The following is a 12,312-nucleotide window of genomic DNA, read 5'->3' as shown; positions in this document are numbered from 1 at the left end:
TCCGGGGTCGGCAACGAAAAGCCGCCCGAAGGCCGCAGTGCCGAGGGCGGCTTTTGTTATGCTACGTCCTTTGCAATTCACCGAATCACACCATGAACTACCCTCATCCGATCATCGCGCGCGAAGGCTGGCCGTTCATCGCGATCGCTGCCGTCATCGCGCTGTTGATCCATGCAGTCGCGGGTTTCGGCCTGGCCTGGCCGTTCTGGCTGTTGCTCGTCTTCGTGGTGCAGTTCTTCCGCGATCCGGCCCGGCCGATCCCGACCGAGGCCAACGCGGTGCTGTGCCCGGCCGATGGGCGCATCGTCGCGGTGGAAACCGCGCACGATCCCTACGCGAATCGCGAGGCGCTCAAGATCAGCGTGTTCATGAACGTGTTCAACGTTCACTCGCAGCGCTCGCCGGTCGACGGCGCGATCACCAAGGTCGAATACTTCCCGGGCGCGTTCCTGAACGCGGCGATCGACAAGGCCTCGACCGAGAACGAGCGCAATGCGGTGGTGATCCACACCGGCAGCAACCATATCGTTACCTCGGTGCAGATCGCCGGGCTGGTGGCGCGGCGCATTCTCTGCTACGTGCGCAACGGCGAGCCGCTCACGCGCGGCCAGCGCTACGGCTTTATCCGCTTCGGTTCGCGCGTGGACGTGTACCTGCCGATCGGCAGCCGCGCCCGCGTCTCGATCGGCGAAAAGGTGTCCGCATCGTCGACGATTCTTGCTGAATTGCCGCAGTAAGCGGCAGGAGGCTCGATGGCTGCATTCAAACCGCGCCGGTCGCGCAACGGCAAGTCCCTGCCGCGCTCGTTCCGGCACAACAAGGTGCTCGGCGCCGACAATTCGTCGGTCGAGCCGCGCCGCGCCGCGCGCCAGCAGTTCCTGCGCACCCGCGGCATCTACCTGCTGCCCAATGCCTTCACCACCGCCGCGCTGTTCTGCGGCTTCTTCGCGGTGGTGCAGGCGATGAACGTGCGCTTCGAGATCGCCGCGATCGCGATCTTCGTGGCGATGGTGCTCGACGGCATGGACGGCCGCGTGGCGCGCATGACGCACACCCAGAGCGCCTTCGGCGAGCAGTTCGACAGCCTGTCCGACATGGTCTCGTTCGGCGTGGCGCCGGCCCTGGTGATGTACGAATGGGTGCTGAAGGACCTGGGCCGCTGGGGGTGGCTGGCCGCCTTCGTCTACTGCTCGGGCGCCGCGCTGCGCCTGGCGCGCTTCAACACCAATATCGGCGTGGTCGACAAGCGCTTCTTCCAGGGCCTGCCGAGCCCGGCCGCGGCAGCGCTGATCGCCGGCTTCGTATGGCTGGCCACCGACAACCGCGTGCCGCTCAAGCTCGGCTGGCTGCCCTGGGTGGCCTTCGTGCTGACCATCTATGCCGGCGTGACCATGGTGTCGAACGCGCCGTTCTACAGCGGCAAGGCGCTCGACGTGCGGCATCGCGTGCCGTTCGCGGCGATCCTGCTGGTGGTGGTGGCCTTCGTGCTGGTGTCCTCCGATCCGCCGCTGATGCTGTTCGGCCTGTTCGTGCTGTACGGCCTGTCGGGCTACGTGTTCTGGGGCTACATGGCGATCCGCGGCCGCGCCAATCCGGCCCGCTCGTCCCAGCGCGAGCACTGAGGGCGAGCCTCGCCTCATCCGCGAACCAGCCCCATTTCGGTGCAAGACGGCGACCCTGATCCGGTCGCCGTTTTTTCGTCCGGAGCCGGCTCGGCGGGGCAGGGCGGGTTCCGGGTGCAGTCCGATTGCACGTGTTACGGAATGCCGCTATATTCCTCGGCATGACCGCATTTCTCCGCCTCTCCCTCCTTCAAGCCGGTGCGCCCCTATGCGCACTAGCGCTAGCGCGCCTGCCGCGCTGACCGTCTTCGCCCTCCGTCAAGCCTCGTCTGTTGTTGAGCGTCGCCAGCGGTGGCGCGAACTCCATCGTTTCTGCCGTACCCACAAGATCCCCCTGGAGCCTCCCCATGACAGACAAGCTGATCATTTTCGACACGACCTTGCGTGACGGCGAACAATCGCCCGGCGCGTCGATGACGAAGGAAGAAAAGATCCGTATCGCCAAGCAGCTCGAACGGATGAAGGTCGACGTGATCGAAGCCGGTTTCGCTGCCAGCTCGAACGGCGATTTCGACGCGATCCACACCATCGCCGGGCTGATCAAGGACAGCACGATCTGCTCGCTGGCCCGCGCCAACGACAAGGACATCCAGCGCGCCGCCGATGCGCTGAAGCCCGCCAACAGCTTCCGGATCCACACCTTCATCGCCACCTCCCCGCTGCACATGGAGAAGAAGCTGCGCATGACGCCGGACCAGGTGTTCGAGCAGGCGCGGCTGGCGGTGCGTTTCGCGCGCAAGTTCACCGACAACGTCGAGTTCTCGCCGGAAGACGGCAGCCGCTCCGACATGGACTTCCTCTGCCGCGTGCTGGAAGCCGTGATCGCCGAGGGCGCGACCACCATCAACATCGCCGACACGGTCGGCTACGGCGTGCCGGAGCTGTACGGCAACCTGGTCAAGACGCTGCGCGAGCGGATCCCGAACTCGGACAAGGCGATCTTCTCGGTGCACTGCCACAACGATCTCGGCATGGCCGTGGCCAACTCGCTGGCCGGCGTGCAGATCGGCGGCGCGCGCCAGGTCGAGTGCACCATCAACGGTCTGGGCGAGCGCGCCGGCAATACCTCGCTCGAGGAGATCGTGATGGCGGTGAAGACGCGCAAGGACTATTTCGGTCTCGACGTCGGCCTGGACACCACGCAGATCGTGCCGGCCTCGAAGCTGGTCTCGCAGATCACCGGCTTCGTGGTGCAGCCGAACAAGGCAGTGGTGGGCGCCAACGCCTTCGCCCATGCCTCGGGCATTCACCAGGACGGCGTGCTGAAGGCGCGCGACACCTACGAGATCATGCGCGCGGAAGACGTGGGCTGGACCGCCAACAAGATCGTGCTGGGCAAGCTCTCGGGCCGCAACGCCTTCAAGCAGCGCCTGCAGGAGCTGGGCGTCTCGCTCGACAGCGAAACCGAGCTGAATGCGGCCTTCATGCGCTTCAAGGACCTGGCCGACCGCAAGGCCGAGATCTTCGACGAGGACATCATCGCGATCGTGTCGGAAGAGGCGGCGGTGGTCGAGCGCGAGCACTACAAGTTCGTGTCGCTGTCGCAGCGCTCGGAAACGGGCGAGCAGCCGCAGGCCAAGGTGGTGTTCTCGATCGACGGCGGCGAGGTGACCGGCGAGGCGCGCGGCAACGGCCCCGTCGACGCGACGCTGAACGCGATCGAGACGGAAGTCGGCAGCGGCTCGGAGCTGCTGCTGTACTCGGTCAACGCGATCACCACCGGCACCCAGGCGCAGGGCGAGGTGACCGTGCGCCTGTCCAAGAGCGGGCGCATCGTCAACGGCGTCGGCACCGACCCGGACATCGTCGCGGCCTCGGCCAAGGCTTACCTGTCGGCGCTCAACAAGCTGCACTCGGACGTCGACAAGCTCAACCCGCAACGCTCCTGAGCCCGATCGGCCGGCTTGCCCGGCCGTTGACCGGCAATGAAACGCCCCGCGCGGCCCGAAGGCCGGCGGGGCGTTTTGCCGTTGCGGGCCGCGCTTATTGCGCGCTGGGGCTGCGCAGCATCGAGATCGACCAGCGCCTGGCCGCGGCGCGCGTGGGCTGCCGGTAGTCGACCAGGATCTCGCGTGCCTGCGCATCGGCCATGAAGGCGTCGATCAGCTCGCGCACGTCGTGGTCGATGTAGTCGGCGCGCGTCGCGTCGATGATCACGATCGAACGATCCGGGATCTGCCGCAGGTAGTGCTTGACCTGCACCTTGCCGAGGAAGGACACGTCCTTGCGGAAGGTCAGCAGGTAGTGGTCGTCGTGGCGGGCCAGCGTGGCCGGGCTGCGCAGGTTGGCGAAGGCCACCGCCAGCACGCTGCACACGATGCCCAGCGCGATCCCGGCCAGCAGGTCGATGGCCAGCACGCCGGCAACGGTCGCGACGAAGGGCAGGAAGGCGGCCGGCCCCTGTTGCGCGACGGCCTTGAACAGCGCCGGCTTGGCGAGCTTGAAGCCGGTGTGGATCAGGATCGCGGCGAGCGTGGCGAGCGGGATCAGATTGATCAGCTCGGTCAGCAGGAACACGCTGACCAGCAGCAGCGCGCCATGCACCACCGCCGAGAGGCGGCTTTGCGCGCCGGCGTTGACGTTGACCGAGCTGCGCACGATCACCGAGGTGATCGGCAGGCCGCCGAAGGCGCCCGCCACCAGGTTGCCGACGCCCTGGGCCTTCAGTTCGCGGTTCGGCATCGGCGGGCGGCGCTTCGGGTCGATCTGCTCGACCGCCTCGAGCGAGAGCAGGGTCTCGAGGCTGGCGACGATCGCCAGCGTGATCGCGACGCGCCAGACATCGGGGTTCCAGAGCTGGGCGTAGTGCGGGCCGAGCTCGACGCTCTTGAGCGCGCCGCCGAGCGAGGCCAGCGAGTCGAGCGCGGGCAGCGCCACGCGATGCTCGGCCGGCGGCGCCAGCGCGGGCAGCAGGGCGCCCAGCACCAGCGTGGCGCCGATGCCGAGCACCACCACGATCAGCGGCGCCGGGACGTTGCGCACCAGCGCGAAGCGGCGCAGCGCCTTCGAGTCCCAGGCCACCAGCAGGGCCAGCGAGACGATCGCGATCAGCGCCGCGCCGATCGCATGGGCGCTGAACGCGGCGGTGCCGCCGTGCAGGCCGAGCGCGAAGGGCACCTGCTTGACGATCAGCAGCAGGCCGATCGCGGCCAGCATGCCCTTGATCACGGGCGAGGGCACGTAGGCGGCCAACTGGCCCGCGCGCAGCATGCCGAAACCCAGCTGCAGCAGGCCCGACAAGACCACCGCGAGCAGGAAGGCGGGGAAGCTGCCGAGTTGGGCGATGCCGTCGACGACGATCACCACCAGGCCGGCGGCGGGGCCGCTCACCGACAACGGCGAGCCGCTCAGGAAGGCGACCACCAGGCCGCCGACGATGCCCGAGATCAGGCCCGCGAAGGGCTCGACGCCGGAGGCGTTGGCGATGCCCAGGCAGAGCGGCAGCGCGACCAGGAACACGACGGTGCCGGCGACGAAGTCGCGCGGAAACGTGGAGAAGGCGTTGCGTAAATTCATGATGGGGTTCGAGGCGGGGCGTTGGGGAGCGTGCTGCGGGAGGCGCGACCGGCGCCGGGCTGGGCGGCCGGCCGCGCCGTGTTTCGAGTGCGTCAGGCGGGCTGGGGCTCGCGGTGGCGCGCATGCGCGGCGGCGGCCGGTGCCGTTTCGGCAGGCTGCGTCGCGCCCGCCTCGTAGCCGGAAGACAGCACGTTGAGCAGCCCGTCCGACAGCGAGAAGATCCAGCCATGCACCAGCGGCGCCGGCTGGCTGTCGCGTACCACCGGGTGCTCGCGCAGCAGGCGCACCTGCTCCAGCACGTTCAGCTCGGCCAGGCGATTCGCGGCGGTATCGGCGGGCAGTTCGTCCAACGTGGCGCGATGCCGGCTGGCCAGCGCGCAGAGCGGCGCGATACGCCTTGCCACATGCGGCAGGTCGGCCGGCGGCGGCAGCAGCGAGGCGCGCACGCCGCCGCAGCCGTAATGCCCGCAAACGATTACGTGATCGACCTTGAGAACGCGCACCGCGTATTCCAGCACGCTGACGCTGTTGTCGTCGTTCGGGTGGAACAGGTTCGCGATATTGCGGTGGACGAACAGCTCGCCCGGCGCGCTGTGCGTGATGGCCTCGGCCGGCACGCGGCTGTCCGAGCAGCCCAGCCACAACACGCGCGGATTCTGGCCTTGCGACAGCGCCTCGAAGAAGCCGGGCGCGCGTTCGGCGGTTTCCCGCGCCCAGGCGACGTTGGCGGCGAGCAGGGTTTTGGCGCGATTCATGAGGAATCCTTCATAAATGAACGAGATCGCGAACGGCGCCGGAGCAGCCGTATCGGCAATGCTTTCTAGATTGAAAGCTTGTTGGGGATATTAGGGGTTTGCCTCGATACGTGGAGGCCTTGAAACATTCTGTTTCAAATTCGAGATGGGTGAATTGGTTTTGCACCATTTCGGAAATCGAATTGCCGGATTCCGGTGCATTCGATCACCTGAAAAGTGACGCCCCTATTGAATTGTGACGATACAGACCGGTTCGGTGACGAAATGATTCGAAGCTTATTTTCGCAATTCTTTCGGCTGGAAAATCAATTCGTGATGCCTGGATGACAAAAAGGCCATTCCGCTTATCAGCTGGAATGGCCTGGGTAAATCCTGTCGGAATTGACAGTAATTCGATTATCAGAATGCGACGCGGCGATCGGGGTCGTGCAGCGGGTCCGGCGTCTTCTGCGTGAGGCGCAGGATGCCCTGGTCGTCGAAGTAGAAGCTGTAGAGCATGTACCAGACGTTGTCCTCGAGATAACGATAGGTCCAGACCTCGCGCTTCATCAGCGGGAAGTAGGCGGTTTCCTCGGGGCGGCCGAAATTGACCAGCACGTCGGACTTCTTCCACTTGCCGATCTCGGCGCGATAGAACTCGAGCGGCTGCAGGACCTGGCGCACGTTGCGGACCTTGCCGGCCGCGTCGATATCGGCGGCGGTGGTGGTTTCGCCCATCGGCTGGGTCGGCCACATCAGGCGCTTGCCGCCGTCGGGCAGGTCGTAGATTTCCTTCGGCGGCCCGAACCGGGCGACCAGCGCCGACTGGTCCTCGCCCGCCTGGAAGCGCTGCCACGGTTGCGCGCAACCGGCCAGCAGCGTGGCCGCGATGGCTAGCAGTACGGGAAGTCGTCGAAACATGCTGGTCTCCGTCGGATGCGATGCCGCTGTTGTATCACGACGCGCAGCCGTGTGCTCGCGCGGCTGCGCGCATTTCTCGAGGCCGCTTCGGATCGCGCATCGCCGGTGCGGCGCGGCCCGGGCGGGCGACGAACGGCAGGCGCCGGCTCCGGTATGATCCGCTTCCCGATCGATGACAGGAAGCATGCCGATGTCCGGATGGAAACGCTTGGCCGCCGCCTGCGCGGCGCTTTCGCTGATGGCTGCCGCCGCGCCGGCCGGTGCTGCCGCGCAGGCGGCCGAGCCGGTGCGCATCGCGCTGGTGGAGGGCATGTCCGGGCCGTTCGCCAACGCCGGCGCCGCCGTCGAGCGCAACCTGCGCTTCGGCATCGAGCGCGTCAACGCGCGCGGCGGCGTGATGCTCGCCGACGGCGCGCATCCGCTGGAGTTGGTGGTGCTCGACAGCAAGGGCGGCGTCGAGGATGCGTTGCAGCAACTGCGCGTGGCGGCCGACCGGCATATCGGCTTCATCGCGCAGGGCAACGGTTCGGCGGTTGCGGCGGCGCTGGTCACCGCGATCGATCGCCAGAACGCGCGCCGCCCCGATGCGCGCATGCTGTTCCTCAATTACTCCGCCGACGATCCGGCGCTGACCGGCGCGCAGTGCAGCTTCTGGCATTTCCGCTTCGATGCCCATGCCGGGATGCGGATGGCCGCGCTCACCCAGGTGCTGGCGCAGGACCGCGGCGTGAAGCGCGTCTACCTGCTGAACCAGGACTACAGCTTCGGCCACGACGTGAGCACGCTGGCGCGCGAGGAACTGAAGACGCGCCGGCCCGACGTGGCGATCGTCGGCGACGAATTCCACCCGATCGGCCGCGTCAAGGATTTCACGCCCTATATCGCCAAGATCCGCGCCAGCGGCGCCGACGCGGTGATCACCGGCAACTGGGGCAACGACCTGAGCCTGCTGGTGAAGGCCGCGCGCGAGCAGGGGCTCGACGCCAGGTTCTACACCTTCTACGGCAACAGCCTCGGCGCGCCGGCCGCGCTCGGCGAGGCCGGCGTCAAGCACGTGATCGCCGTGGCCGACTGGCACCCGAACGCGGGCGGCGCGGCCTCCGATGCCTTCTACCGGGAATTCCGGACCCGTTTCCCCGCCGCCCAGGACGATTACCCGGTGCGGCGCATGAGCGAGATGGTGGAGATGCTGGCGGCGGCGATCACGCGGGCGCGCTCGGCGGACCCGGCCGCGGTGGCCAGGGCGCTGGAAGGCGCGAGCTACGACGACGGCTTCCACCCGATCCGGATGCGCGCGTCCGATCACCAGGCGATCCAGCCCCTTTACGTGATGGAAATGGATCGGCTCGGCACGCCGGGCGTGCGCGTCGACAACGAAGGGTCGGGTTACGGTTTCCGGACCGTGCTGGCCTTGCCGGCCGCGAGCACCGAGCCGCCGTCGACCTGCCGGATGACGCGCCCCTGAGGCCCTGCCGGGGCAGGCGCGGGGGAGGGGCTGGCCGGGCGCGGGACTTGTGCTACAATGCCGGCCGGTTGTCAATCACGACAGCCTTCACGGCACGGCCATTCTTCCGTGTCCGCCTGTTAGCTAGAAAGGAAATCACATGTCGGTTGCAGATATCAAGAAGTCGGATGTTGTTGCTCAGTTCGCGCGTGGCGCCAACGATACGGGTTCGCCCGAAGTCCAGGTCGCGCTGCTGACCGCGCGTATCGTCGAACTGACGGGTCACTTCAAGACCCACGCGAAGGATCACCACAGCCGCCGCGGCCTGCTGCGCATGGTGAGCCGCCGCCGCAAGCTGCTCGACTACCTGAAGGGCAAGGATGCCGACCGCTATCGCGCGCTGATCGAGAAGCTGGGTCTGCGTAAGTAAGCGGGCGACGTTCGCCTCCCGCCAATGCCTGTGTCAGTGCGCTGATACAGGCATTTTGTTTTTCAGCGGTACGCAAGGTCTCGCCGTTGCCCGTACCGCGGGCGCCAGGTCCGAAGTCGCGGACCGCCGCCCAACGGCCTGTGCGCCGGGTGGAGCTTTGTGTCATTCCAGCGCGGCGGCTCGCCTGCGCCAGCCACGCCCTGGAATGGCATAAAAAACACACCTCCTTCCCGTCACGCCAGGTCGCACCGTCGTCGCGCGGTGTTTCTCGCGCGGCGCATGCCATCCATGAACAAAACAAGGAGCGACCATGTCTCTGTTCAATAAAGTCGTGAAGGAATTCCAGTGGGGCCAGCACAAGGTCCGTCTCGAGACGGGTGAGATCGCCCGCCAGGCGAGCGGCGCCGTGATCGTCGACGTCGAGGACACCGTGGTGCTGGCCACCGTGGTGGGCGCCAAGACCGCGAAGCCGGGCCAGGACTTCTTCCCGCTGACCGTCGACTACCTCGAGAAGACCTACTCGGCCGGCAAGATCCCCGGCGGCTTCTTCCGCCGCGAAGGCCGTCCGTCCGAGCACGAGACGCTGACCTCGCGCCTGATCGACCGTCCGCTGCGCCCGCTGTTCCCGGAAGGCTTCTACAACGAAGTCCAGGTCGTGATCCACGTGCTGTCGATCAACCCGGAAGTGCCGGCCGACATCCCCGCCCTGATCGGCGCCTCGGCAGCGCTGGCCGTCTCCGGCCTGCCGTTCAACGGCCCGGTCGGCGCCGCGCGCGTGGCCTACATCGACAGCCAGTACGTGCTGAACCCGACGCGCGAGCAGATCAAGGCATCGAGCCTCGACCTGGTGGTCGCCGGTACGGAGCGCGCGGTGCTGATGGTCGAGTCGGAAGCGCAGCAACTGCCGGAAGACGTGATGCTCGGCGCCGTGGTGTTCGGCCACGAGCAGATGCAGGTCGCGATCGACGCGATTCACGAGCTGGTGCGCGAAGGCGGCAAGCCCGAGTGGGACTGGCAGCCGGCGCCGAAGGACGAGGCGCTGATCGCCAGCATCACGGCCGCTGCCCAGGAGCCGCTGCTGGCCGCCTACCAGATCCGCGACAAGCAGGCTCGCTCGACCAAGCTGAAGGAAGTCTACGCCGCCACCTCGGCCAAGCTGGAAGCCGATGCGGCTGCCGCCGGCACGACCCCGGCCGACAAGGCCACGGTCGGCAACGTGCTGTTCGACATCGAGGCGAAGATCGTCCGCTCGCAGATCCTGAACGGCGAGCCGCGCATCGACGGCCGTGACACGCGCACGGTCCGCCCGATCGAGATCCGCAGCGGCGTGCTGCCGCGCACCCACGGCTCGGCGCTGTTCACGCGCGGCGAGACGCAGGCGCTGGTGGTGGCCACGCTCGGCACCAAGGGCGACGAGCAGATCATCGACGCGCTCGAAGGCGAGTACCGCGAGCGCTTCATGCTCCACTACAACATGCCCCCGTTCGCGACCGGCGAAACCGGCCGCGTCGGCTCGCCCAAGCGTCGCGAAGTCGGCCACGGCCGCCTGGCCAAGCGCGCGCTGGTCGCGTGCCTGCCGAGCGCCGAGGAATTCGGCTACTCGATCCGCGTCGTCTCGGAAATCACCGAGTCGAACGGTTCCTCGTCGATGGCCTCGGTGTGCGGCGGCTGCCTCGCGCTGATGGACGCCGGCGTGCCGATGAAGGCGCACGTCGCCGGTATCGCGATGGGCCTGATCCTCGAAGGCAACAAGTTCGCGGTGCTGACCGACATCCTCGGCGACGAGGACCACCTCGGCGACATGGACTTCAAGGTCGCGGGTACCGAAGCCGGCGTGACGGCCCTGCAGATGGACATCAAGATCCAGGGCATCACCAAGGAAATCATGCAGGTCGCGCTGGAGCAGGCCAAGGAAGGCCGTCTGCATATCCTCGGCAAGATGAAGGGCGCCGTCTCGGGTGCGAACACCCAGCTGTCCGAGTTCGCGCCGCGCATGATCACCATCAAGATCAATCCGGAGAAGATCCGCGACGTGATCGGCAAGGGCGGTTCGGTGATCCGCGCGCTGACGGAAGAAACCGGCACCACCATCGACATCTCCGACGACGGCGTGGTGACCATCGCCAGCACCAGCAGCGAAGGCATGGCCGAGGCCAAGAAGCGCATCGAGCAGATCACCGCCGAGATCGAAGTCGGCCAGGTCTACGAAGGCGCGGTGCTCAAGCTGCTCGACTTCGGCGCGATCGTGAACCTGCTGCCGGGCAAGGATGGCCTGCTGCACATCTCGGAAATCGTCAACGAGCGTGTCAAGGACATCAACGACTACCTGAAGGAAGGCCAGGTCGTGAAGGTCAAGGTGATCCAGGTCGACGAGAAGGGCCGTGTGCGCCTGTCGGCCAAGGCCCTGCTGAACGAAGCCGCCCAATCGGGCGACGCGCCGCAGCAGTAAGCGGAAAGAAAGCGGCCGGCCGCGTCAGCGCGCCGGCCGTTTTTCCTGCAGGATGGACGGGCCTGCGTCGTGAATCGGCGCAGGCCCGTCCCTATCTTGGAGCGACGCAAATGAAAGCGATCGAAATCACCGAGTTCGGCGCGCCCGACGTGCTCAAGCTCGTCGAGCGGCCCCGGCCCGATCCGAAGCGCGGCGAAGTGCTCATCAAGGTGGCCGCGTTCGGCATCAATCGACCGGACGTGTTCCAGCGCAAGGGGGCCTATGCGCCGCCTGCGGGCGCGTCGGACCTGCCCGGGCTGGAGGTGGCGGGCGAGATCGTCGGCGGCGAATTCGGCGATGGCGTCGCGAATCCGTTCGGCTTGAAGCTCGGCGATCGCGTATGCGCCTTGCTCGCGGGCGGCGGCTATGCCGAGTATGCGACGGCGCCCCTCGCGCAGTGCCTGCCGGTCCCGGCGGGCCTGAGCGAGGTCGAGGCGGCCTCGCTGCCCGAGACCTTCTTCACGGTCTGGAGCAATGTATTCGATCGCGGCGGGCTCGGTCGTGGCGAGGGCGGCGAGCAGGAAACGCTGCTGGTGCAGGGCGGCTCCAGCGGGATCGGCGTGACGGCGATCCAGATCGCGCACGCGCTCGGTTTTCGCGTGTTCGCGACCGCCGGCACCGACGAGAAATGCCGCGCCTGCGAGGCGCTCGGCGCGGAACGGGCGATCAATTACCGGAACGAGGATTTCGTCGATGTCGTGAAGTCGCTGACCAACGACCGCGGCGTGGACGTGATCCTCGACATGGTGGCCGGCCCCTATGTGCCGCGCGAGCTGAGCGCGCTGGCCGACGGCGGCCGGCTGGTGGTGATCGCGCTGCTCGGCGGCGCCAAGGCGGAGGTCAGCCTCGGCGAGATCCTGCGCCGGCGGCTCACCATCACGGGCTCGACGCTGCGCCCGCGTCCGGTCGAGTTCAAGGCCCGGATCGCCGCGCAACTTAAGGAAACCGTCTGGCCGCTGATCGAGGCCGGCACGGTGCGCCCGGTGATCCACTGCGTGCTGCCGGCGGCCGAGGCCGCCCAGGCCCATGCGCTGATGGAGAGCAGCGAGCATGTCGGCAAGATCGTGCTCGAATGGGGCGCGAGCGCTTGACATTCGCGGTTTGACCGGTTCTTGCGCGCCGAAGTAAAATCGCCGGTTTGCTGCGCCCGTGGGGGC

Annotated in this window: 10 protein-coding genes; 7 read left to right on the top strand and 3 right to left on the bottom strand. The window is 67.3% G+C overall.

The genetic code is table 11. The features are described 5' to 3' along the window. The first annotated feature begins 92 nt into the window (after positions 1 to 92). The 3 genes from F3J10_RS09600 (at position 93) to F3J10_RS09590 (ending at position 3,511) form a co-directional block, all read left to right on the top strand. On the top strand, positions 93 to 737 hold the full coding sequence (locus F3J10_RS09600) for a phosphatidylserine decarboxylase (RefSeq protein ID WP_013698878.1): 645 nt from the start codon (positions 93 to 95) through the stop codon (positions 735 to 737). A 15-nt stretch (positions 738 to 752) separates the two neighbouring features. Then, positions 753 to 1,622 carry a CDP-diacylglycerol--serine O-phosphatidyltransferase gene (pssA, locus tag F3J10_RS09595; RefSeq protein WP_013698877.1) on the top strand — a complete coding sequence of 290 codons (870 nt, stop codon included), beginning with the start codon at positions 753 to 755 and terminating at the stop codon, positions 1,620 to 1,622. A gap of 347 nt (positions 1,623 to 1,969) precedes the next feature. Further along, a complete protein-coding gene (locus F3J10_RS09590; RefSeq protein ID WP_013698876.1) occupies positions 1,970 to 3,511 on the top strand; it encodes a 2-isopropylmalate synthase in 1,542 nt (513 codons plus the stop codon). 94 nt (positions 3,512 to 3,605) lie between these two features. Here F3J10_RS09590 and F3J10_RS09585 read toward each other — a convergent pair whose 3' ends face one another. The 3 genes from F3J10_RS09585 to F3J10_RS09575 form a co-directional block, all read right to left on the bottom strand. Beyond that, on the bottom strand, positions 3,606 to 5,141 hold the full coding sequence (locus tag F3J10_RS09585; RefSeq protein ID WP_230686065.1) for a SulP family inorganic anion transporter: 1,536 nt from the start codon (positions 5,139 to 5,141) through the stop codon (positions 3,606 to 3,608). Between the two features lie 89 nt (positions 5,142 to 5,230). After that, positions 5,231 to 5,893 (bottom strand): carbonic anhydrase, encoded by a 663-nt coding sequence (locus tag F3J10_RS09580; protein ID WP_025096471.1) that lies wholly within the window; start codon positions 5,891 to 5,893, stop codon positions 5,231 to 5,233. A gap of 399 nt (positions 5,894 to 6,292) precedes the next feature. Continuing rightward, positions 6,293 to 6,793, bottom strand: coding sequence for a hypothetical protein (locus tag F3J10_RS09575; RefSeq protein WP_167241949.1), 501 nt, complete (start codon positions 6,791 to 6,793; stop codon positions 6,293 to 6,295). Between the two features lie 190 nt (positions 6,794 to 6,983). On the opposite strand from F3J10_RS09575, the gene F3J10_RS09570 reads away from it, so the two are divergent. From F3J10_RS09570 to F3J10_RS09555, 4 genes are all read left to right on the top strand, one after another. Further along, complete coding sequence (locus F3J10_RS09570; protein ID WP_167241948.1) at positions 6,984 to 8,258, top strand: branched-chain amino acid ABC transporter substrate-binding protein; 1,275 nt, start codon at positions 6,984 to 6,986, stop codon at positions 8,256 to 8,258. A gap of 139 nt (positions 8,259 to 8,397) precedes the next feature. Then, on the top strand, positions 8,398 to 8,667 hold the full coding sequence (gene rpsO / locus F3J10_RS09565) for a 30S ribosomal protein S15 (RefSeq protein ID WP_013698871.1): 270 nt from the start codon (positions 8,398 to 8,400) through the stop codon (positions 8,665 to 8,667). A 310-nt stretch (positions 8,668 to 8,977) separates the two neighbouring features. Further along, positions 8,978 to 11,116 (top strand): polyribonucleotide nucleotidyltransferase, encoded by a 2,139-nt coding sequence (pnp, locus tag F3J10_RS09560; protein WP_013698870.1) that lies wholly within the window; start codon positions 8,978 to 8,980, stop codon positions 11,114 to 11,116. 110 nt (positions 11,117 to 11,226) lie between these two features. Beyond that, on the top strand, positions 11,227 to 12,246 hold the full coding sequence (locus F3J10_RS09555; protein ID WP_025096468.1) for an NAD(P)H-quinone oxidoreductase: 1,020 nt from the start codon (positions 11,227 to 11,229) through the stop codon (positions 12,244 to 12,246). Positions 12,247 to 12,312: the final 66 nt, after the last annotated feature.

It is taken from the genome of Burkholderia sp. Cy-637, assembly GCF_011753175.1.
Classification (GTDB): domain Bacteria; phylum Pseudomonadota; class Gammaproteobacteria; order Burkholderiales; family Burkholderiaceae; genus Burkholderia; species Burkholderia gladioli.
The sequence above is the reverse complement of the archived record's forward strand: the minus strand, read 5'-3'. Positions and strand labels throughout refer to the sequence as shown.